The sequence below is a fragment of the Mesorhizobium sp. B2-7-3 genome, from assembly GCF_006440715.1.
Lineage (GTDB): Bacteria > Pseudomonadota > Alphaproteobacteria > Rhizobiales > Rhizobiaceae > Mesorhizobium > Mesorhizobium australicum.
Window position 1 is genome coordinate 367,898 of sequence record NZ_VFTY01000005.1, and the last position, 20,084, is coordinate 387,981.

21 protein-coding genes are annotated in these 20,084 nt (G+C 62.6%); 11 read left to right on the plus strand and 10 right to left on the minus strand.

Going from position 1 to position 20,084, the window contains the following annotated elements; all coding sequences use genetic code 11:
• Nucleotides 1–22: 22 nt before the first annotated feature.
• The 5 genes from FJW04_RS14335 to FJW04_RS14355 form a co-directional block, all read right to left on the minus strand.
• Nucleotides 23–1,114, minus strand: a complete 1,092-nt coding sequence (locus FJW04_RS14335) for a methylenetetrahydrofolate reductase (RefSeq protein WP_015317421.1) — start codon at nucleotides 1,112–1,114, stop codon at nucleotides 23–25.
• Nucleotides 1,111–1,725, minus strand: a complete 615-nt coding sequence (locus FJW04_RS14340; protein WP_015317422.1) for a methylenetetrahydrofolate reductase C-terminal domain-containing protein — start codon at nucleotides 1,723–1,725, stop codon at nucleotides 1,111–1,113. The genes FJW04_RS14335 and FJW04_RS14340 overlap by 4 nt, the downstream gene beginning before the upstream one ends.
• Nucleotides 1,718–2,020 carry a virulence factor gene (locus FJW04_RS14345; protein WP_015317423.1) on the minus strand — a complete coding sequence of 101 codons (303 nt, stop codon included), beginning with the start codon at nucleotides 2,018–2,020 and terminating at the stop codon, nucleotides 1,718–1,720. The genes FJW04_RS14340 and FJW04_RS14345 overlap by 8 nt, the downstream gene beginning before the upstream one ends.
• A gap of 202 nt (nucleotides 2,021–2,222) precedes the next feature.
• Nucleotides 2,223–3,005 carry a formyl transferase gene (locus tag FJW04_RS14350; RefSeq protein ID WP_140714839.1) on the minus strand — a complete coding sequence of 261 codons (783 nt, stop codon included), beginning with the start codon at nucleotides 3,003–3,005 and terminating at the stop codon, nucleotides 2,223–2,225.
• A 123-nt stretch (nucleotides 3,006–3,128) separates the two neighbouring features.
• The gene (locus FJW04_RS14355) at nucleotides 3,129–3,704 is read right to left on the minus strand and encodes a DUF4893 domain-containing protein (protein ID WP_140714841.1); all 576 of its coding nucleotides are present in this window, start codon (nucleotides 3,702–3,704) and stop codon (nucleotides 3,129–3,131) included.
• A 120-nt stretch (nucleotides 3,705–3,824) separates the two neighbouring features.
• Between FJW04_RS14355 and FJW04_RS14360 the strand changes: the two genes are divergently transcribed.
• Entirely contained in the window at nucleotides 3,825–4,745 is a 921-nt protein-coding gene (locus tag FJW04_RS14360) for an NAD(P)-dependent oxidoreductase (protein ID WP_140661053.1), read from the plus strand.
• Nucleotides 4,746–4,750: 5 nt separating this feature from the next.
• On the opposite strand, the gene FJW04_RS14365 is transcribed toward FJW04_RS14360, so the two are convergent.
• Complete coding sequence (locus FJW04_RS14365; protein ID WP_140714843.1) at nucleotides 4,751–5,380, minus strand: DUF1638 domain-containing protein; 630 nt, start codon at nucleotides 5,378–5,380, stop codon at nucleotides 4,751–4,753.
• Nucleotides 5,381–5,435: 55 nt separating this feature from the next.
• Between FJW04_RS14365 and FJW04_RS14370 the strand changes: the two genes are divergently transcribed.
• Nucleotides 5,436–5,573, plus strand: coding sequence for an entericidin A/B family lipoprotein (locus FJW04_RS14370; RefSeq protein ID WP_015317428.1), 138 nt, complete (start codon nucleotides 5,436–5,438; stop codon nucleotides 5,571–5,573).
• Nucleotides 5,574–5,653: 80 nt separating this feature from the next.
• On the opposite strand, the gene FJW04_RS14375 is transcribed toward FJW04_RS14370, so the two are convergent.
• Nucleotides 5,654–6,352 (minus strand): B12-binding domain-containing protein, encoded by a 699-nt coding sequence (locus tag FJW04_RS14375; protein ID WP_015317429.1) that lies wholly within the window; start codon nucleotides 6,350–6,352, stop codon nucleotides 5,654–5,656.
• A gap of 288 nt (nucleotides 6,353–6,640) precedes the next feature.
• On the opposite strand from FJW04_RS14375, the gene FJW04_RS14380 reads away from it, so the two are divergent.
• The 7 genes from FJW04_RS14380 (at nucleotide 6,641) to FJW04_RS29935 (ending at nucleotide 14,607) form a co-directional block, all read left to right on the plus strand.
• Nucleotides 6,641–8,215 (plus strand): trimethylamine methyltransferase family protein, encoded by a 1,575-nt coding sequence (locus FJW04_RS14380; RefSeq protein ID WP_140615930.1) that lies wholly within the window; start codon nucleotides 6,641–6,643, stop codon nucleotides 8,213–8,215.
• A gap of 97 nt (nucleotides 8,216–8,312) precedes the next feature.
• Nucleotides 8,313–8,993 (plus strand): 4Fe-4S dicluster domain-containing protein, encoded by a 681-nt coding sequence (locus FJW04_RS14385; protein WP_181172936.1) that lies wholly within the window; start codon nucleotides 8,313–8,315, stop codon nucleotides 8,991–8,993.
• A gap of 106 nt (nucleotides 8,994–9,099) precedes the next feature.
• The gene (locus tag FJW04_RS14390) at nucleotides 9,100–9,837 is read left to right on the plus strand and encodes a dienelactone hydrolase family protein (RefSeq protein ID WP_140714845.1); all 738 of its coding nucleotides are present in this window, start codon (nucleotides 9,100–9,102) and stop codon (nucleotides 9,835–9,837) included.
• 100 nt (nucleotides 9,838–9,937) lie between these two features.
• Nucleotides 9,938–11,116, plus strand: a complete 1,179-nt coding sequence (locus FJW04_RS14395) for an NAD(P)/FAD-dependent oxidoreductase (protein ID WP_140714958.1) — start codon at nucleotides 9,938–9,940, stop codon at nucleotides 11,114–11,116.
• Between the two features lie 120 nt (nucleotides 11,117–11,236).
• Nucleotides 11,237–11,797 carry an RNA polymerase sigma factor gene (locus FJW04_RS14400; RefSeq protein ID WP_140714847.1) on the plus strand — a complete coding sequence of 187 codons (561 nt, stop codon included), beginning with the start codon at nucleotides 11,237–11,239 and terminating at the stop codon, nucleotides 11,795–11,797.
• Between the two features lie 2 nt (nucleotides 11,798–11,799).
• Nucleotides 11,800–13,986 (plus strand): VWA domain-containing protein, encoded by a 2,187-nt coding sequence (locus FJW04_RS14405; protein ID WP_140714849.1) that lies wholly within the window; start codon nucleotides 11,800–11,802, stop codon nucleotides 13,984–13,986.
• 351 nt (nucleotides 13,987–14,337) lie between these two features.
• Complete coding sequence (locus tag FJW04_RS29935) at nucleotides 14,338–14,607, plus strand: hypothetical protein (RefSeq protein WP_181171379.1); 270 nt, start codon at nucleotides 14,338–14,340, stop codon at nucleotides 14,605–14,607.
• A gap of 18 nt (nucleotides 14,608–14,625) precedes the next feature.
• Here FJW04_RS29935 and bmt read toward each other — a convergent pair whose 3' ends face one another.
• Nucleotides 14,626–15,648 (minus strand): betaine--homocysteine S-methyltransferase, encoded by a 1,023-nt coding sequence (bmt, locus tag FJW04_RS14415; RefSeq protein WP_015317437.1) that lies wholly within the window; start codon nucleotides 15,646–15,648, stop codon nucleotides 14,626–14,628.
• A gap of 95 nt (nucleotides 15,649–15,743) precedes the next feature.
• Nucleotides 15,744–16,601, minus strand: a complete 858-nt coding sequence (locus tag FJW04_RS14420; protein WP_140714851.1) for a helix-turn-helix transcriptional regulator — start codon at nucleotides 16,599–16,601, stop codon at nucleotides 15,744–15,746.
• A 228-nt stretch (nucleotides 16,602–16,829) separates the two neighbouring features.
• On the opposite strand from FJW04_RS14420, the gene FJW04_RS14425 reads away from it, so the two are divergent.
• Both FJW04_RS14425 and FJW04_RS14430 read left to right on the plus strand, forming a co-directional pair.
• Nucleotides 16,830–17,840 (plus strand): fatty acid desaturase, encoded by a 1,011-nt coding sequence (locus FJW04_RS14425; protein WP_181166283.1) that lies wholly within the window; start codon nucleotides 16,830–16,832, stop codon nucleotides 17,838–17,840.
• A gap of 94 nt (nucleotides 17,841–17,934) precedes the next feature.
• The gene (locus tag FJW04_RS14430; RefSeq protein ID WP_140714853.1) at nucleotides 17,935–18,762 is read left to right on the plus strand and encodes a PhnD/SsuA/transferrin family substrate-binding protein; all 828 of its coding nucleotides are present in this window, start codon (nucleotides 17,935–17,937) and stop codon (nucleotides 18,760–18,762) included.
• On the opposite strand, the gene FJW04_RS14435 is transcribed toward FJW04_RS14430, so the two are convergent.
• A complete protein-coding gene (locus FJW04_RS14435) occupies nucleotides 18,727–20,082 on the minus strand; it encodes a Xaa-Pro peptidase family protein (protein WP_140714855.1) in 1,356 nt (451 codons plus the stop codon). The two genes, FJW04_RS14430 and FJW04_RS14435, sit on opposite strands and share 36 nt — an antisense overlap.
• Nucleotides 20,083–20,084: the final 2 nt, after the last annotated feature.

The window sequence follows — 20,084 nt, forward strand, 5'->3', positions numbered from 1 at the left end:
GAATGGTCGCTCTCCGCGCAAGTCAATGCGCGGTCTTCACCATGTCCACCTGGGTTTCGGTAATGTCGTCGTGCAGGATGCGGTCCAGCCGGTCGGCGACCATCTGGTCGTCGCGGCGGATCTCGCGCTTCCACGGCTGGCGGCCCTTCAGCACGCCCGATTCATCGACGATCTCGGCGACATATTCCTCCTGGCGATAGGCCATCACATGGATGCCGGAGACACCGGGAATTTCCTTCACCTCGTTGATGATGTCGGTGCAGAGCTGCTTGCCTTCCTTCTTCTGGTCCTGGGCACCCTCCAGCCGCTTGATGATAGCGTCAGGGATATGAATGCCCGGCACGTTGGAGCGGATCCATTTTGCCGTCTTGGCGGAAGCGAGAGGGCCGACGCCACACAGGATGAACACTTTCTCGGTGTGGCCGAGATCACGTGCCTTCTGCATGAAGGTCTTGAACATCGGCACGTCGAAGCAATACTGCGTCTGCACGAACTGCGCGCCGGCGGCGATCTTCTTGCCGAGATGGATCGGGCGAAAGTCGAAAGGCGGCGCGAACGGATTGACGGCAGCGCCCAGGAACAGCTGCGGCGGCGTCGTCAGCTTGCGGCCGGACAGAAACTTGCCGTTGTCTCGCATGATGCGGCAAGTTTCCAACAGCGACATGGAATCGAGGTCGAACACCGGCTTGGCGCCCGGCTGGTCCCCGGCCTGCACGCCGTCGCCGGTCAGGCACAGCATGTTGGCGACGCCCATCGCGGCGCCGCCCAGCACGTCGCCCTGGATGGCGATGCGGTTCTTGTCGCGGCAGGCGATCTGCATGATCGGGGCGTAGCCCATGCGGGTCAGAAGTGCACAGATGCCGACCGACGACATATGGCAATTGGCGCCGGACGCATCGACGGCGTTGATGGCGTCGACCCAGCCGTCGAAGATCTTCGCACGGTTGTAGACATCCTCCGGATCGGCGCTGTCGGGCGGGTTCAGTTCGGTCGTCACCGCAAACTCGCCGCGCCTGAGCACGCGCTCCAGCCGGCCGCGCGAGGTGTGGCCGGGCAGGGGATCGAGCGGCAAATGGATGCCGGCCGGATTTTCGTCGAGCTGGCGGCCGGTCACGCGGAGGCTCCGGTCTTCGCGGCAGCGGCGGCTTCACGGGCTGCCGCAGCCTGCGCGGTCACCCGCAGCCAGGCAGAGGTTTCGCGCAACGACTGGTCGACCGGCTTCTGCACGGTGAGGATCCTGTCGGAGTTGACCATGTTCTGCGAACCTTCCCAGGCCTTGACCCAGACGCAGGGCATATCGGGTTCGACCTCGCAATTGCCGTTGGCGCGCACGCCGCCGCAAGGGCCGTTGCGCAACTGCTTGGGGCAGTTCATCGGGCAAGACATGCCGGTCGAGGACAGGATGCACTGACCGCACATGCGGCAGTCGAACATGAAGCCTTTTACGCGCTTTTCGACGAACTTGATTGGAGCCTCGACGCGGCCATAGCCGATACCCTTCCACAACGGGTGCAGCAGCAAGAAGGTGTCGGCGAAGCGGGCGTAAAACCATTCGAGCAAGCGCGAATGCCTGATCGACCACAGCCGTATCGCGAAGGAGCGCTGTACGCGCCGCTGCGGCGAGACATCGGCCGGCTTGTAGTCGGACTTCGGCGCCGCCTTCTTGACCTGAGTGGCCTGCGTAATGGCCACGCCTTCCTTGCTGACGGGAGTGGTTTCAGACATTTTCTTTGCCGCCGGCCTTGACCAGAGCGACCAGCCGCTCGCGGTCGTATTTCGCGTCGATCTCGTTGAAAGCCTTTTCGACCTCGGCTTCGAGATCGTCACCGACCGGAACTGGATCAGCCTTGCGCCATTCGGCCAGATAGTCGTCCGTGCCGCCGGCGCCGGTGCGCATGGCGCACATGTCGATCGCCTCGGTGAAGCGCAACGGCAGTTCGCGCTTGGCGTTCTGCCGGCCCTTCTTGACGATGACCTGGGCAGGAATGTCGCGCCAGTAGACGACGATAAGATCGGCCATGAATTCTCGCTCCTCGATCCCCGAGCATTGCCGCAAGCGCAGTTGGCCCGCTTGTTATGGGACGACGCGCGCGCATTCAAAAGCGACGCATTTGGATGTCGTAAAATGAAAGGTGCGTTTATTCGTTTGCGACCCATGCCGCGACGGGGTCACTGCAGCGGTAATGGCGGCGGAATTTGCGCTGTTCCGGACACTGGATGCGTTACCAAATGCCGGTTCTCAGCCCTGTCCAGACGTAGAACCAGATCGTCGGGTGGTACCACTGCTTCGATGGCAGCCCTGGATCGAACGTTGCAAGTTTTCCGGCCAGCGCGTCGCTGACCGCCTCGACGCAGATGTCGCGCGAAAACGCCGCCTGGCGCAGCGCATAGCTTGAGATGGTGTCACCTTGTTTCGGCTTGCCGCGCACCTGCTTCAGCACGCCACCAGTGTCGACGCCCGCATCGACCAGATGGACGGTGGTGCCGAAATTCTGCGGATCGCCTGAGGTCAACGCCCAATAGCCGCCATTCATGCCGCGATATTTCGGGGTGATGCCGGCATGATAGTTGAGCACCGGACACGGCATTTTGGCCAGCATCTCCCTGGAAATCAGCCGGCAGCCGTTCAGCAGCACGACGCCGGGCTTGATCGTCTCGATTGCCTGCAGACATTCCGGCCCGTTGGCGGATGCCACATGGATGATGACCTGGCCTTGCCGCGGTTCCGTTTCAAGCTTCTCCTCGGCAATCAACCGGGCGGCGTGTTTGACATTAAGCCGTTTGCCGAGCCTGCTCAGCACCATCGTGCCGAGCTGGCCGATGGCAGAGATCCAGCCCTGGCGTCGGGCGCGGCCCCGCAGCAATTGCTTTTTAGATTCAGGGGTTTCGAGGATGACGCTGACAGGGCCGACGCGGTCGGCGAGGTCGTTGATCATGGCCCAGACATGCGCGCCGCCACCGGTGACGACCACAATAGGTCGCGGATTTGGTTGCGACGCTGCCATTGATCTTTCCGTGCTCCAAGGACCGGCTGATGTGGCCGGACCTTAGGGCGGGCGGGTTAATCCTTGGTATGCCGGAAGCCTTACCAACCCATGAAGACCCCCGGTCAGCGCATGAAGACTTGGTCAGCGCTTGAACTCCATGATGTCGAGCTTCGATTCATAGTAGGGCGCGGGGAACTCGATGCGCCATTCCTTGGCGCTGTTTCGGAAGGCGTAACCAACCTGGTCGGTCTGCGGGCCGCTGCCATAGGGCTTTGCCCGATCGTCGTTGACGGAGCCGGAGCCAAGATAGATCGAGAGCTTGTCGCCGTCGTCGAAGAAGCGGCCCTGGGTGCGCTGAGAACCGCTGATCTTTTCCAGCCGCCAGCCGGAGCCATCATCGGTGACCCTGCATTTGAACCAGCCATAGACAACGAGCGGGCTCAGTCCGCCGACCTTGATCGTGCGGCACCGCCAGTTGCCGGTGAGATCCTTGTCGGAGAAGGCGACCAGCGGCTTGGCCAACAGCGTGTCGAGCTGCTTGAGCTCGGCGGGGTTGGCCGCCTTTGCTTCGGCGAGCGCCGCCTTGCGGGTGTCGCCATATTTGTCGAGCCGCGCCTTATCGGCAGGCGTGATCAGTTTTTGCACTTGTCCGTCGGCAAGGGCGGGCAAAGTACAGCAGAGGAGACCAAGGGCGGCGATCAATGAGCGAAGGATCATCAAAGAATTCCCTGTTTTGTCTGGAACGGCGCTGCCGCCGCCTGGCGCATAACTTACCGGGTCGCTGGCGCCTGTCATCCGTGCTTAACAGCGTCTCGGTCAAAACTCATGGTGTGACGCATGCGAATCTTGCTTACGGGATCGTCGGGTTGGCTGGGCAGCGCGCTGGCGCCACTCCTGCGTGAGCTTGGACATGACGTGACCGGCCTCGATCCCGTTCCATCGGCCGAAACGCGGATCGTCGGTTCGATTGCCGACCGTGACCTCGTCATGCGTGCCGTCGGAGAAAACCGGATAGAGGCCATTATTCACAGCGGCGCGCTGCACAAGCCCAACATAGACAGCCACGCCAACAGCGATTTCATCGCGGCCAACGTGCAAGGCACGCTAAACCTGCTCGACGCGGCGGTGGCGGCCAATGTGCAACGCTTCGTCTTCACGTCAACGACCTCGCTGATGATCTCGCAGGCGATACGCGACGGCTTCAAGGGCGGTGCGCGCAAGGCGGCGTGGCTGACGGAAGCGATGTCGCCCGAGCCGCGCAACATCTATGGCGTCACCAAGCTATCCGCCGAGCATCTCTGCCGTCTCTACCACCTCCAGCACGGCCTGCCGGTGGTGGTGCTGCGCACGGCACGTTTCTTCCCCGAGGCCGACGACATGGCGCATGCCATCGAGCAGTCGGACGCCAACACCAAGGCGAACGAACTGCTGTTTCGGCGGCTGATGGTGGAGGACGCGGCGCAGGCGCATGTCGCCGCCTTGGAGAAGGCACCGGAGCTCGGCTTCGACACCTTCATCATCTGTGCGCCGACGCCGTTCCAACCCGAAGATTGCGAGGCGTTGATCAGGGACGCGCCGTCCGTGGTGGCGCGGTATTTTCCTGAATTTCCCGCTCTCTACGCGAGGAAGGGCTGGACGATGTTTTCCTCGATCGACCGGATCTATGACGCGTCGCGGGCGAGGGACAGGCTGGGTTTTGCCTGCAGGACGAGCTTTGCCGACGTGCTGGCGGCGCTGGCAGCCGAAGACCCGGCCTGAAGCCGTCAGGCGTTCGCGGCCGCCCGCGCCAGGCCTGGCGTCAGGTCGCCAAAACCGGTGGAGCGGCGCTCATAGGCGAGGCCGAGCAGGGCGGCGGCCTTTTCCGCGACCTTGTCGAGCTCCGGATCATCGGTCTGCGCCAGATAGATCAGCTTCTCGTAATTGCCGAAATAGTCCTTGATCAGCTCCGGGTGCTTATCCAGCCCGAGCGGCTTCATGAAGAAGGCATCGAACTGGCGGCACAGGAAGTCCGTCATGTAGAAGGACATCATGTCGTCGTCGGCGACCTTCGCATAGGCGTCCATGCCTTGATAGAACGCGAAGCAATGCGGGCCGGCCATGCGTTCGACGCCATGCTTCTCCAACACGCGGTCAAGCAGGCCGCCAGTGCCGCAATCGGCATAGCCGACGAAGATATGTTCATAGCCTTCCGCCCTGGCCTTTTCGATCGCCTTGTCCATGGCCGGCGCGATGCGGTCGGGATGGAAATGAAACTCCGCCGGCAAACACGTCAATTCGAGGTGATCCAGCCCGAGCTGTTCCTTGACGGCCAACACCTCGCGCGCAATCATCCCGCAGGCGATGACGAGCAGCCTGTCTGTCTGATTCGGTTTTGTTTTTTTCGTCTTGACCAAGTCGAGCCGGCTTTTCGCTGCGGGGCTAATTTATCTGTCGAGGGAGACACCGTCCATGAAACTGCTACGCATAGCGCCGATGGCTATCCTTGCCTGCGCTCTTGCACTTACGGCCTGCGCCAACACCGTTCGGGGTGTCGGCAAGGATGTCAAATCGACGGCGAGGGCGGTCAAAGACACCGTCGCCAATTGATCGGTGGCCGTCTCTCATCTGGGGACAAAAAAGCCGCGCTGCAAGGCGCGGCTTCTTTTTCGTCGCCCTGATGCCTTGGGTCAGGCCGAAGCACGCACGTTGTGCTTGCGCTTCATGAAATCCTTGGCGGTCTCGACCGCTACCGCCGCGTCGCGGCAATAAGCGTCGGCGCCGACGGCCTTGCCGAATTCCTCGTTGAGCGGCGCGCCGCCAACCAGCACGACGTAGTCGTCGCGAATGCCCTTTTCCTTCATCGTGTCGATGACGACCTTCATGTAGGGCATGGTGGTGGTGAGCAGTGCCGACATGCCGATGATGTCGGGCTGGTGCTTTTCGATCGCGTCGAGATACTTCTCGACCGCGTTGTTGATGCCGAGATCGATGACGTCGAAGCCAGCACCCTCCATCATCATGCCGACGAGGTTCTTGCCGATGTCGTGGATGTCGCCCTTGACGGTGCCGATCACCATCTTGCCCTGTTTCGGCGCGCCGGTGGCGGCGAGCAGCGGACGCAGGATGAACATGCCGGCCTTCATGGCGTTGGCGGACAAAAGCACTTCCGGCACGAACAGGATGCCGTCGCGAAAATCCTCGCCGACGATACGCATGCCTTCGACCAGCGCCTCGGTAAGCACCTTGTAGGGCGCCCAGCCGCGCTCAAGGAGGATGTTGGTGCCTTCCTCGATCTCTTCCTTCAGCCCGTCATAGAGATCGTCGTGCATCTGCTGCACCAGCTCGTCGTCGGAAAGCTCGGAAAGGATGATCTCGTCGTCGGACATTTTTATCCAGCTCCTCACGGCATCGCGACTGTGTCGCAAGGCACAAAATAATGGTGTTCATACCTAACCCGCAACGGGCGGGTATCCATAGCTGATTTGCGACTTCCCGCAAAAGGAAAGCGACTGGAAAATCTATCGGTTTTCTTGTCGATTTTGCGACAGGCGTTGGCGCGGACGGGCCGTTTCGAATAGGGTGCATGGCTACGATCCGGGCAAAGCCGCGTCATGCGGCCGCAACGGTTACGGACCAGCCATAGTCAGGCGGGCCATATTCAGGGAAGAGCGATCATGAGTGAACACGCGGCAGTCGACCAGGAAGCGTCAAACGCGCGGCGTGGGCGCGGCGCCAGTGGCGGAGCGGCGGCCAGGCGTGCGGCGCGCTCAGGCGGCGGCCCCGGCACCCAGCTCACCTATATCAAGCGCAAGATCAACGTCTACGAGGTGCTGAACGAGGAAGGCCTGGCGCTGATCGAGAAGAACACCGACACGGTGCTGGAAGAGATCGGCATCATTTTTCGCGATGACGCCGAAGCACTGCAGCTCTGGAAAGAGGCCGGCGCCGACGTCAAGGGCGAGCGCGTGCATTTTCCCAAGGGGCTCTGCCGTTCGCTCTTGAAGACCGCGCCGCCCATCTACACCCAGCATGCCCGCAATTCAGAACGCTCGGTGCAGATCGGCGGCAATGCGACGGTGTTCGCGCCGGTCTATGGTCCGCCCTTCGTGCGCGATCTCGACGGCGTCAGGCGCTACGCGACGATCGAGGATTTCCAGAATTTCGTGAAGCTTGCCTATATGGCGCCGTCGATCCACCATTCGGGCGGCACGGTGTGCGAGCCGGTCGACGTGCCGGTCAACAAGCGTCATCTCGACATGGTCTACGCGCACATCAAATATTCCGACAAGCCGTTCATGGGTTCGGTGACCGCGCCGGAGCGCGCCGAGGACACGGTGGCGATGGCCAAGCTGGTGTTCGGCGACGACTTCGTCGAGAACAACACGGTGCTGACCAGCCTGATCAACGCCAACTCGCCGATGGTGTTCGACGAGACCATGCTTGGCGCCCTGAAGGTCTATTCGCGTCATAACCAGGCCTGCATCGTCACGCCGTTCATCCTGGCCGGCGCGATGAGCCCGGTGACGGTCGCCGGCACGCTAACGCAGGTCCTGGCCGAAGTGCTGGCCGGCGCCTCGTTCACGCAGCTGATCCGCCCGGGCGCGCCGGTGCTGTTCGGCACCTTCGCCTCGTCGATCTCGATGCAGTCGGGCGCGCCGACCTTCGGCACGCCGGAGCCGTCGCTGGTCTCCTATGGCGCGGCACAACTGGCCCGCCGGCTTGGCTTGCCGTTCCGTACCGGGGGCTCGCTCTGTGCTTCGAAAGTTCCGGACGCACAGGCAGCTTACGAGAGCGCCAACACGCTGAACTCGACCATTCTCGCCGGCACCAATTTCGTCCTGCATTCGGCAGGCTGGCTCGAAGGCGGGCTGGCCTCCTGCTACGAAAAATTCATGATGGATATCGACCAACTCGGCATGACCCAGAAATTCTCCGAGGGCGTCGACCTGTCGGAGAACGGTCAGGCGATGGACGCCATCCGCCAGGTCGGCCCGGGCAGCCACTATCTCGGCTGCGACCACACCCAGGCCAATTTCCAGACCGCCTTCTACCGCTCATCGATCGCCGACAACAACTCCTACGAGCAGTGGCTGGCCGAGGGCCAGAAGACCGCACCGCAGCGCGCCAACGATCTGGCGCGGCGCTGGCTGGAGGCTTACGAAGCGCCGCACCTTGATGAAGGCATCGATGAAGCCTTGAAGGATTTCATCGCCAAGAAGAAGGGGTCGATGCCCGACGCCTTCACCTGAAAGGAGCCCGAGTCAGGCGGGGCTAAAGTCGCCAACATCATCCACAAGGAAGTCTGGCGGAGCGCCTTCTCCGATCCGGACAAGAAGGGATGATTGCGTGCGCGGTATGATCGAGGAGATCACGGCCGCGCTTGGCGCCAACGGCCTCATCCTGCGTGGAGGTCTTCTTTTTCCCGATGACGAGGGTGCTCCTGATGGCGCCTCGGGCGCGCCGGCAAAGTCTGTCCTGCTGGTAGGGCAGGCGGGCGCCGCGCCTTGGCCGCATTTCCTGCGCTGGCGGGACCAGCAGCCACAGGCGATCGCCGATCCGCTCGACACCTGGTCGCGGGAGGTCATCGGCGAGGTGGCGCAAGAGTTTGGTGCCCGCGTCGTTTCGCCGTCGGACAAACCTTACCTGCCGTTTCAGCAATGGGCTGTTCGGGCGGAAGGGCTGAGGCCGTCGCCGCTCGGCATCCTCATGCATCCGCAATACGGGCTTTGGCATGCTTATCGCAGCGCGCTGCTGTTCGAGGACGAGATAACGCTTCCGGAATTTCGGGAGACGATCCATCTTTGCGACACCTGCGTCGACAAACCTTGTCTGAAATCCTGTCCGGTCGCCGCTTATTCGACGGATGGTTTCGCCTACCAGGCCTGCCTCGCGCATGTGCGGGGGGCGAATGGCGAGCCGTGCCGGGCCGGTGGTTGTCTTGACCGCAATGCCTGCCCCTATGGCGCGCAGTATCGCTATCCGCCGGAGGTCCAGGCCTTCCACATGGCTGCGTTCGCTGGTCCTTAGCGCATCACGCGATCCCGCACGAAATGTTGACCGCCGGGCTCAGGGAGCGCCTTGCCGTGGCGGCTTGCGCGGATATGTATCGCGCATCTGGCAAACGGAGCACGCAATGATGAAGCAGGACCTTCACATCAAGACCCGTGACGGTGTGGCGAAGGCAGGCCTGTTCCGCTCGGCCAAGGTTTCTTCAGCCAAGGCTGGCGTCATTCTCTACCAGGACGCCTTCGGTCCGCGCCCGGCGCTTGACCTGATGGCGGAACGGCTGGCGGGCGAGGGCTATGCGGTGCTGGTGCCCGATCTCTTCTACCGCAATGCTCCTTATGGCCCGTTCGACGCCAAGACCGCTTTTGTCGAAGAAAGGACCAGGGCGCCGCTGATGGCGCTGGTCACCGGCACGACGCAGGAAATGACCATCAGCGACAGCGCCGCCTTTGTCGACGCGCTCGCCGGCGAAGGCGTCACGGGACCGATCGGCACTGTCGGCTATTGCATGGGCGGGGCGCGGGCGCTCAACGCGGCCGCGACCTACCCCGACAGGATCAAGGCCGCGGCCAGTTTTCATGGCGGCAACCTTGCTAGCGACGCCGCCGACAGCCCGCACCGCAAGGCGGCTTCCATCAAGGCGCGTGTGTATGTCGGCATGGCGGGCGTCGACCGGAGTTTCCCACCGGAGCAGTCGACCAAGCTGGCCGAGGCGCTGAGGACGGCGGGAGTCGACTATCTGCTGGAGAATTATGTCGGCATGGCGCATGGCTGGTGCGTGCCCGACCACAGTGTCTACGACGAAGGGGGAGCCGAGCGTCACTGGAAACGGCTGACGGCGCTGTTTGCCGAGACACTGACCTGAGTCTCGCGCGGCTATTCCCGCCTGTTGGCTGCCCGATCCGTTCGCGGTATCAGGGCGGTCTCGCTGAATGAGCGGGAGCCGCGCGGGAACGATCAACCTGATGCAATCCTATGATGTCGTGATCATCGGCGCCGGCGCCGCCGGAATGATGTGCGCCGTGGAAGCCGCCAAGCGCGGCCGTTCGGTGCTGATCCTCGATCACGCGGCGGCACCTGGCGAAAAGATCCGCATCTCCGGTGGCGGCCGGTGCAATTTCACCAATATTCATGCGAGCCCGAAGAATTTCATCTCGAGGAATCCGCATTTCTGCATCTCGGCGCTCAGCCGCTATACGCAGCGCGACTTCATTGCGCTGGTCGAACGCCACGGCATTGCCTACCACGAGAAGACATTGGGGCAGCTGTTCTGCGACGGCTCGGCGCGCCAGATCATCGATATGCTGGTCTCGGAAATGCGGGGCAGGGGCGCCGAGCTGGTATTGTCGACCCGCGTCGAGGCTATCGGCAGAACCGAGGAAGGGTTTGAACTCGCCCTCTCCACGGGCTCGGTTTCCTGCCAGTCCCTGGTCGTGGCCTGTGGCGGCAAGTCGATCCCCAAGATGGGCGCGACGGGCTTCGGCTACGAGCTTGCCGAACGGTTTGGCCTTGCCGTCGTCGAAACACGGCCTGCCCTGGTGCCGCTGACCTTCGACGCAAAAACGCTTGAGCGGCTTTCGCCCCTAGCCGGAAACGCGGTCGACGCCGAGATTGCCTGCGGCAAGACGCGGTTTTCCGAGGCGATGCTGTTCACGCATCGCGGCGTCAGCGGGCCATCCATCCTGCAGATCTCCTCCTATTGGCGCGAGGGCGATGAGATCCGCATCGCCATGCTGCCGGGCACGGATGTGGCTGAGCTCGTCCGCGCCGCCAGGCGTGGCAATGGCCGGCAAGCGGTGCAGACCGTGCTGGCAAATCATTTGCCGAAACGACTGGCTCAGGCGATAGCCGAGCAAACCGGGCTGGACGGCAACCTCGCCGATCTTTCCGAGGCCCAGATCAAAACCGTCGAGGCCGCGGTCAACGACTGGCGCATCAAGCCAGCCGGTTCGGAGGGCTACCGGACGGCCGAAGTGACGCTCGGCGGGGTAGACACCAACGGCCTCGACCAGAAGACGATGCAGGCGAAGCTGGTGCCGGGCCTGTTCTTCATCGGCGAGGTCGTCGACGTCACCGGCTGGCTCGGCGGCTATAATTTCCAATGGGCGTGGTCGTCTGGCTGGGCTGCGGGCCAGGCGTGTTGACGTTCAGGTGAGACCGGCCTGACCTCACTCGCCACGCCCTACACGCGAACGTCCAAATTCGAGAAAAATCTTTCCATCACCCCAAGGATTAGCCATTAGCCTTCGTCCAACAGGCAAATGATGGCGATGATGCTGGATGAGAGCGAAGCCTCCGACGCCGAACTGATCGGGCGGGCGAAGGGCGGAGACAGGGGGGCCTTCGGCAAATTGCTGGAGCGTCACTACGACTTCGTCTATCGCGCCGCCTATCGCTGGTGCGGCAGGAAGGCCGATGCCGAAGACATCGCCCAGGAAGTCTGTGTCAGGCTGGGCAAGGCGATCCGCGATTATCGCGGCGGCGCCGCATTCACGACATGGCTCTACACCATGACGATGAACGCCGCGCGCGACACGATGCGCAAGACCCAGCGCGAGACGGTCAAGACCGAGGCCTATGGCGTCCACGCGCTGATTTCGAGCGAAGGCCCGGCCGAGGGTGAAGACCCGACCGAGGCGTTGTGGGCGGCGGTGCGGCAATTGCCGGACAAGCAGCGCGGTGCCGTAATGCTTGTCTATGGCGAAGGCTTGAGCCACGCGGCCGCCGCCGAGGCGATGGCGATCTCGGAGACGACGGTTTCCTGGCACATCCATGAAGCGAAGAAACGGCTGAAGACGTTGATGCGTTCAGCCGGGGAAGTGTGACCATGGTCGACGACAACGAACTCAGAAAGCTGCGCAATGCAGCGGTACCGGCGCCGGGCGAGAGCGCGAAGGCACGCGCCTTCGAAGCTGCCCTGCGCGCCTATGATCAGGAAAATATTTCCGCCGTCACCCAAGGATCGGTTGGCGGCCTTCGTCTCACGGAGCGAGCACAAAAGCTCTGGAGCGAGATCATGCAAAAGAAACTCATTGCCACGCCGGCCCTTGCCGGGCTCGTCGCCCTGCCGATCGCTGGGTACGCCACCTTCCATTTGCTGAGGGAACAGCCGTCGCCGTTCGGCGGCGACGAGAAGATCACCGAGACGCTGGCCGACAAGCCGGCGACGCAGAAGCCAACCGTCGCCGAGCCGAAACAGGCTCCGACGGCGCTGGAGAAGGACAAGAAGGCAGACTTGGATGTGGAAAGCCGCGACGCCAGCAATGCTCTTGCGCCGGCCGCACCGCCGAACTCCGAATCGGATGCCGCCGGTGGCGCAGCACAACCGGGCGCGCCGGTGAGCCCCACTGTATCGTCGAGGTTTGACCTAAAGACCTACAGCGGCAAGGAGGTGGAGTATGGAACTTTGCCAACCTCCAGGCCGGCCCCCGCACCCAGTGGTGAGGTTTCACGGGAGAGTGCCGGCCTCATGCCAAACGCGCCTAATGCCGCGCGGGCCAGTCGCGTCCAGGCTGCCGAGCCCAAGCTTATGGCCCCGCAGCAGCCGGCGGCCATCCCGGCCGACCAGATCGCGCCGCAGGAGGAAAACCGCGATCGCGTCCAGGATTTCAAGACCAATCCCGTGCATGCGGCACTGCAAGACCCGGTCTCGACCTTCTCGATCGATGTCGACACCGCGTCCTATTCCTTCGTGCGCGGCTCGCTGAAGCAGGGCTACCTGCCGCAAGCCGACGCGGTCCGCGTCGAGGAGATGATCAATTACTTCCCTTATGACTGGAAGGGGCCGGAATCGGCCTCAACGCCGTTCAACTCGACCGTCAGCGTCATGCCGACGCCGTGGAACGCGCACACCAAGCTGATGCACGTCGCCATCAAGGGTTTCGACATCAAGCCGACCGAGCAGCCGAAGGCCAATCTGGTCTTCCTGATCGACGTGTCGGGCTCGATGGACGAACCGGACAAGCTGCCGCTGCTCAAGTCGGCGTTCCGGCTGCTGGTCAGCAAGCTGAAGGCCGACGACACCATCTCGATCGTCACCTATGCGGGCGATGCCGGCACCGTGCTGATGCCGACAAAGGTTGCCGAGAAGGACAAGATCCTCAATGCCATCGACAATCTGCAGCCCGGTGGCTCGACGGCAGGCGAGGCCGGCATCAAGGAAGCCTACAAGCTTGCCCAGCAGTCCTTCATCAAGGATGGCGTCAACCGAGTGATGCTTGCCACTGACGGCGACTTCAATGTCGGCCAGACCGATGATGACGACCTGAAGCGGCTGATCGAGAGCGAACGCAAGACCGGCGTGTTCCTGTCGGTGTTCGGCTTCGGCCGCGGCAATCTGAACGATGAAATGATGCAGACCATTGCCCAGAACGGCAACGGCACCGCCGCCTATATCGACACGCTGGCCGAGGCCGAGAAGGTGCTGGTCGAAGATGCCTCCTCGACGCTGTTCACCATCGCCAAGGACGTCAAGATCCAGGTCGAGTTCAACCCGGACAAGGTGTCGGAATACCGGCTGATCGGCTACGAGACCCGGGCGCTCAACCGCGAGGATTTCAACAATGACCGCGTCGATGCCGGCGATATCGGCTCGGGCCATTCGGTCACCGCGATCTACGAGATCACGTCCAAAGGCGGTGGCGGCGAGCAGATCGATCCGCTGCGCTACGGCCAGGCGACGGTCAACAATGGCGGCGTCGCCAATGCGGACGAATATGCCTTCGTCAAGATCCGCTACAAGCTGCCCAACGAGGACGTCTCAAAGCTGATCACCACGCCGGTGACCTCGGCCAACGAGGTCGCGTCCTTCGATCAGGCCAGTACCGACCAGCGTTTCTCCGTCGCCGTCGCGGCCTTCGGCCAGAAGCTGCGCGACGAGGATGCGACCGCGAAGTTCGGCTACGACAAGATCATGGAGATTGCCACTGCCGCCCGAGGAGCCGACCCGTTTGGGTACAGGTCCGAGTTCCTTTCGCTTGTGCGCCTTGCCTCGGCGCTGGGCGGCAACCGGTAGTGGCGATGACGGCCGGTTTCTTTCAGATGATGGGATCGTTCTGATAACCGGCCCACGGGCGGGTGAGGCAGGCCGGCGAGGGATCTTTGCCCTTGCCGGCCTTTTTTCGGATCGGTCGATAATCAGGTGAGACCGGCCTGCAAACAGTGGCTTCCTGCGCTTCCGGTGCTCACGTACTTAAGTACGCTCCGCTCCGGTTCTCGGAAGTCACTGTTTTCGGCTCGGCCTGACCTGAATCTCAACCGATCCAGGAGCAGCGCGCAGGATCGTTAAATTGCTCGGCATTTCCGGTACCGGATCGCAATTTCCTCTCGCTACACCGGTCATGTCTAAGGCTTGAGGGAGCCGGAATTGAAAATCACAACCATCGCCAACCCGACTCCGCCGGCACGTGATGCTTCGGCGGGTTTATCAGCCCCGTCAGCCGAATCCAGACGCATCAGCGACGATGTCGCGCAGGCGCGCCACACCGCCATGTCGGCGCTGACCAATGACCGCTTCCGTGTCATGCTGGAGCAGATTTCTGATCCGAGCGCATCCGGTGCGCTGGCAACAATGCGCGGCGACAACGTGGTCGATTTCAAGTCGGCGCAGTCAAGCTACGCCGACAATAGTGAATAACCGCAAAAAGAAATCGCCTCAGGCGCGGCTGCGCCGCCGCTCGCGGCGGGCTTCGCTGGTCTCGGCGGTGTTTGCCGTCGCCACCTTGTTGCGCATCGGGCCAATGCGCTCGACGATTTTTTCGACGGTCGGACGATCCGCCCTGGTGTGGGCGTCGAGCGCCTTGCGCATCGCGGCCAGATGCTGGAACGAGGTGCCGCAGCAGCCACCGATGATCTTGGCTCCGCCATCCACGGCGAGCCGGACATAATCGGCCATCAGTTCCGGCGTACCGGAATAGTGGATCTCGGTGCCACGGAATTCGGGAATGCCGCAATTGCCCTTGACGATGACAGTCGCCTCCGGCTTGGCCTCGGTCATGTCGAGCAGCGAGGCCAGGATGTCGGAAGCGCCGACGCCACAATTGGCGCCAACCCCGAGCGGCGCTTGCGACAGGCCGTCGGCGACGCCGTGGATGTCTTTCGGCAGCAGGCCCATCATGGTGCGGCCGGCGGTGTCGAACGAGCCGGTATAGGTGTAGGGCAGGCCAACGCGGATGGCGGCTTCGGCCGCCGCGCGGATCTCGTCGGGCGCCGACATCGTCTCGATCCAGGCGACTTCGGCGCCACCTTCCTTGAGACCCTCGATCTGCTCGGCAAAGGCGTCGACCGCTTCGTCATAGGTCATGGCGCCAAGCGGCACCAGCAATTCCCCTGTCGGACCGACCGAGCCGGCGACGATCACCTTGCGGCCGGCCTTGTCGGCGACAGCGCGGGCGATCTCGGCTGCGCGCTTGTTCAGCGCGTGCACGCGGTCCTGCGCATGGTGCAGTTTCAGCCGGTGGCGGGTGCCGCCGAACGAGTTGGTCAGGATGATGTCGGCGCCGGCGTCGACGAAATTCTGGTGCAGGCTGGTGATGGTGTCGGGCGCGGTTTCGTTCAGCAGTTCCGGCGCCTCGCCGGCCTCCAGACCCATGGCGAACAAATTGGTGCCCGTGGCGCCATCGGCCAGCAGCACACCCTTTTCAGCCAGCAGCGCATCGATCGGATTGCTCGTCGTCATCGGATTGGCTTTCGTGTCCTGAACATGTCTTAGAATTCGAATAAGGATATAAAGAAGTCTTTATGTCTAGTCAATGAAAATGCGGTGCTGAGCGCTCAGGTAGAGCCTGATGCGAACGACATGCCGGCCAGGTTGCGCGCGAAGGCGGCCGCTTCGTGCGGATTGATGTCGGCGGCGCGGATCAGATTGTCGAAATGTTGGGTCAGGGCCTGGACCGGCTGGGTGGCGTTCAGCACCACATACATGTCGCCGACATAGATCGCCGCGCGATAGGGGCCGAATATGGTCAGCGGGATCGAATAGCGCATGCGGCCATCATAAAGGAACAGGCGGAAGGTCGGGTAGAGGTCGTCGAGCAGCGTCGCCATATGGGCAAGCTGCTGCTGGCGGTCGGCCGCCGGGAAACGGTCCCACACACCGAGGCCGCGGGCGAAGATCTCCAGCGTGTGGCGCGGCATGCAGACTTCCATGTCGGTTTCCGGCCGCCGGTTGTACTCGATGCGGTATTGCGTTTCGCTGGCCTGCGCCAGTCGGCTCCTGTTGGTGATGTTGGCTTCGTAGTCGACGAGCGCGTGGGTGCGCAGGAGATCGGGAATGCCAGCCGGCACATAGCGGATCTTGGTGCCCGCCGCTTCCGCGAACCATTTGGCGAGCAGCGTGCGGTCGAAACCGTCGGGCGCTTCCTCGATCTCCAGGCTCTCGCGGATTTCGCCGGTCACGCCCTCGTCCTGGCTAAGACCAAGCAGCCAGTCTAGCGACACTTTGAATTCGGCGGCGATGTTGAGCAAGGTTTCGGCGCGCGGCAGGCGGGTCGAGGCACCTGACATCAGTTGCGACAGCGCCGACCTGTCGATGCCGACTGCTGACGCGAAAGCCGATTGGTTGAGGTCGGAGCGTGTCAGGAGGAGCTTCAGACGCTCCCGGAAGATTGCCGACAGGTCGCGCTTGTCCATCATCTCACTCCTTGGATCGGGAGGAAAATTTTTCGCCGAAGCGGCCGAAGAAGCGCTTCAGGCGTAAACGAATCCCTAAGACTGTTTACAATGTATAACATATGCAGCCAAGAATGCGCAGACGCAACATTTTGTGCACTTTGTCGCGTTGAGTGGAATCATATCTCCTGACACAATGCTGTCAGGAACCGGTTGGGGTTCCGGCGACTGAGGACAGTGGTCGATAGCATGACTGGCAAGAGCATCCGTCGAAGCAGCAGATCGGCCATCGAATGGCCGACCGTGGTTCTCGCTTTCTTCTGCTACGGCACATGGTTGGCCGCCGGCTTCTTCCTCTGGCCGTCATATCCCATAGCTGCACTGATCGTCATGGCCGTCACGCTGGCTTTGCAATCCTCTATCATGCACGAGGTGCTGCATGGTCACCCGACCCGCAACGGCCTCGTCAATGAAGCTTTCGTCTTCCTGCCGATCGGCCTTGCCTGGCCGTTCCGCCGTTTCAAGACCATTCACCTGCGCCACCACGCGGACGAGCGGCTGACCGATCCGCTCGACGATCCCGAGAGCTATTACCAGGCGCTCTGGATGCACGAAGAAATGCCGCCGCTGATGAAATTCGTGCTGAAGGTCAACAACACCATGGCCGGTCGCCTCGTCCTGGGGCCATGGCTGTCCTGCATCGGCTTCTTCATCGATGACGCCAAGCACGTGATTGCCGGAGACAAGGCGATCCGCAAGGCCTGGCTGCTGCATGCGATAGGCCTTGCCGTGGTGCTGCCGGTCGTGCAGTTCGGCTTCGGCATGCCGGTTTGGCTCTATGTGCTGGTGCCGGTCTGGCTCGGCCAGTCGCTGATCTCGATCCGCACCTATGCCGAGCACCAGTGGTCGGAGCATCCGGAAGGCCGCACGGTGATTGTCGAGCGCTCACCGCTGTCGTTCCTGTTCCTCAACAACAATCTGCACTTCGTCCATCACAAGAGCCCGACCATCGCCTGGTACCGGCTGCCGAAGCTGTTTCGTGACCGGCGTGAGGAATGGCTGCGGATGAACAATGGCTATGCCTATCCGAACTATTTCGCGCTGCTCAGATCCTATGCCTTCAAGGCCAAGGAGCCGATCGTGCATCCGGTTCTGCGGCGCGCGCCCGAGCCGGGCAGGGCGTTCAAGCCGCGCGTCAGGGCGCGCAGCATCAGTGGGCTTGGCAGCGCGCCGGTTCCCGCCGAACCGCCCAAGGAATAGTATCCGCGTGTAGAGTGGATAACGTGTCGGCCAATTCTGATTGGGCGCCGCGTTTTTGCGATCCTTTGTCCCGGCATGGTGGTTTGATATCGGCATGAGCGAATTGATTGCGGCGTTGCCGATGTATGACTGGCCGGAGGCGCGCGACGAGGTCGACGCCCAATGGGCGTGGTTGCGCGATTCATTCCGGCGAAGGGGTATCGATGCGCCGCAATCCATCGTGCGCCGCAATGGCGACCTGCCGCCGGTGCCGGGCGGCATTCGGGACGGTGAAGGTAAACTCGTCGCGCCCGATCCGGCGACGCTGCCGCCGGACGAACTCGATTTCCACAAGCTCTGGATGCATCCGGCGCTGCTGTTCGCGCAGACCTGCTGGGGGCCGATGGAACTCGGTCTGTCCCGGCATGTGCAGGTGGTCGGTCAGCCAAGCTATGACGCTTATGAAGGCGGGCAGGGCGAACTTTATTCGAGCGCGCTGGTGATGCGGTCGGGCGAGGGGCCGGAGGTTCGGTCGCCCGCCGATGGCAAGGCCTTGCTGCCGCTCGACCTTATCCGGGGCAGGCGCTTCACCTTCAACAGCCTCGATTCCATGTCGGGCATCATCGCGCTGACGCGTGACCTGAAAGCGGCCGGCGAAAACCTGGACATATTTTCATCGTACAGCGAAAGCGGCGGCCATCGCGACTCGATCGTGGCGGTCGCGGAAGGCAAAGCGGATATCGCCGCGATCGATTGCGAAAGCTGGGCGCTGGCACGGCGTTTCGAGCCGGCGGCGCGCAAGATCGTGATCGTCGGCTGGACGGGAAGGCGCAAAGGCTTGCCGTTCATCACCGCGATGACGACGCCGGAAAAGACCGTGCGGGCGATGCGTGAAGCCCTTGCCGGGCTAGCCGAGCAGCCTCGAATCCAACGGGTAGGTTGAAAGCTTTTCGTTGCCGGTGTCGGTGATCAGGATCTGTTCCTCGATCTTGACACCCTCGCGACCGCCAAGCCGGCCGATATAGCTCTCCACACACAGCACCATGCCCGGTTCCAGCACGCCGTCGGGTGTATCGGATGTCCAGTCGCTGGCATGCGGCAAGGTCGGATATTCGTCGGCCAGTCCGACGCCGTGGTAGAGCACGCCGTAGCGGGTTGGGAAGCAGTCTCCAGGCGGTACAGCCGAGCGTTCGACCAGTTCGCGAAACGAGACGCCGGGCTGCATCAAAGCGGTGTTGTACTCGATCTGGTCGGCGGCGATGCGGAACAGGTCGCGCTGTTCGTTGGTCGGCTTTGTATCGCCACACAGCCAGGTGCGCGAGAGATCGGCGCAGAAGCCGTAAGGGCCGATCAAATCGGTATCGAAGGCGACGAGATCGCCCGCCTCCATGATCCGCGACGAGCATTCCTGGAACCACGGATTGGTGCGCGGCCCCGACGTCAGCAGCCGCGTCTCGATCCATTCGCCGCCGCGCGCGATGTTGCCGCGATGGAGTTGCGCCCACAATTCGTTTTCGGAGATACCGGGCTTGAGCGCCTGTTCCATCTCGCCCATCGCCGCCTCGCAAGCGACGATGGCGCGGCGCATGGCCAGGATTTCGTCCGGCGACTTGAGCAGCCGCGCGTTCTCCATCACCGCCTCGCCATTGCCGATAGAAATGCCGAGGCGGTGGAGTTCTTCAACGCCTTCCGGATTGATGTGATCGACGGCGATGCGGTTGTTGCCGCCGCCATGCTCCCTGATCAAATCGGCGATACCGGCGGCCCAACGGCGGACTTTCTGCTCGGTCAGCTCGCCGCCATAAAGATACATCCACGACACGGCCGGCCGAACTTCGTCGACGATGCCGGAATGATCGGACAGGTGCTCGCAGGAAAAGTAGTCGAACAGCACCACCGGACCCTCGGTTGCGACGAAGCAATGCCGCGTCGGATTGTGCGCGACCCAGAGCTGCATGTTGGTCGAGTCGGTCGCATAGCGGATGTTGACAGGATCATAGAGCAAGGCGCCGGTGTAGCCGCGGCGCTTCAGCTCGGCGCGGATGCGCTCGAGCCGGTATTTCCGCATTGCCGGCAGGTCGGGCGCGCTAACACCCGCCGCCGCCCATTCCGCTTCGGCTTGCGCGCCATAGCCCAGCACATGCTGGTTGAGCGAAGCCGCCTTCTCGCGGGAGGCGTCGCGCAGCGCCTCGATCGAGCCTGATACAAACGGCATGATCTTGCGGTGCCGGCCGAAGCTTCCCTTTGGCGCCCCGCTGTCCATCC

Coding starts and splice junctions, on each gene's coding strand:
- FJW04_RS14340 (WP_015317422.1), bottom strand. CDS start 1,725: ATGTCTGAAACCACTCCCGTCAGCAAGGAAGGCGTGGCCATTACGCAG.
- FJW04_RS14345 (WP_015317423.1), bottom strand. CDS start 2,020: ATGGCCGATCTTATCGTCGTCTACTGGCGCGACATTCCTGCCCAGGTC.
- FJW04_RS14350 (WP_140714839.1), bottom strand. CDS start 3,005: ATGGCAGCGTCGCAACCAAATCCGCGACCTATTGTGGTCGTCACCGGT.
- FJW04_RS14355 (WP_140714841.1), bottom strand. CDS start 3,704: ATGATCCTTCGCTCATTGATCGCCGCCCTTGGTCTCCTCTGCTGTACT.
- FJW04_RS14360 (WP_140661053.1), top strand. CDS start 3,825: ATGCGAATCTTGCTTACGGGATCGTCGGGTTGGCTGGGCAGCGCGCTG.
- FJW04_RS14370 (WP_015317428.1), top strand. CDS start 5,436: ATGAAACTGCTACGCATAGCGCCGATGGCTATCCTTGCCTGCGCTCTT.
- FJW04_RS14375 (WP_015317429.1), bottom strand. CDS start 6,352: ATGTCCGACGACGAGATCATCCTTTCCGAGCTTTCCGACGACGAGCTG.
- FJW04_RS14380 (WP_140615930.1), top strand. CDS start 6,641: ATGAGTGAACACGCGGCAGTCGACCAGGAAGCGTCAAACGCGCGGCGT.
- FJW04_RS14390 (WP_140714845.1), top strand. CDS start 9,100: ATGATGAAGCAGGACCTTCACATCAAGACCCGTGACGGTGTGGCGAAG.
- FJW04_RS14395 (WP_140714958.1), top strand. CDS start 9,938: ATGCAATCCTATGATGTCGTGATCATCGGCGCCGGCGCCGCCGGAATG.
- FJW04_RS14400 (WP_140714847.1), top strand. CDS start 11,237: ATGGCGATGATGCTGGATGAGAGCGAAGCCTCCGACGCCGAACTGATC.
- FJW04_RS14405 (WP_140714849.1), top strand. CDS start 11,800: ATGGTCGACGACAACGAACTCAGAAAGCTGCGCAATGCAGCGGTACCG.
- bmt (WP_015317437.1), bottom strand. CDS start 15,648: ATGACGACGAGCAATCCGATCGATGCGCTGCTGGCTGAAAAGGGTGTG.
- FJW04_RS14420 (WP_140714851.1), bottom strand. CDS start 16,601: ATGGACAAGCGCGACCTGTCGGCAATCTTCCGGGAGCGTCTGAAGCTC.
- FJW04_RS14425 (WP_181166283.1), top strand. CDS start 16,830: ATGACTGGCAAGAGCATCCGTCGAAGCAGCAGATCGGCCATCGAATGG.
- FJW04_RS14430 (WP_140714853.1), top strand. CDS start 17,935: ATGAGCGAATTGATTGCGGCGTTGCCGATGTATGACTGGCCGGAGGCG.
- FJW04_RS14435 (WP_140714855.1), bottom strand. CDS start 20,082: ATGGACAGCGGGGCGCCAAAGGGAAGCTTCGGCCGGCACCGCAAGATC.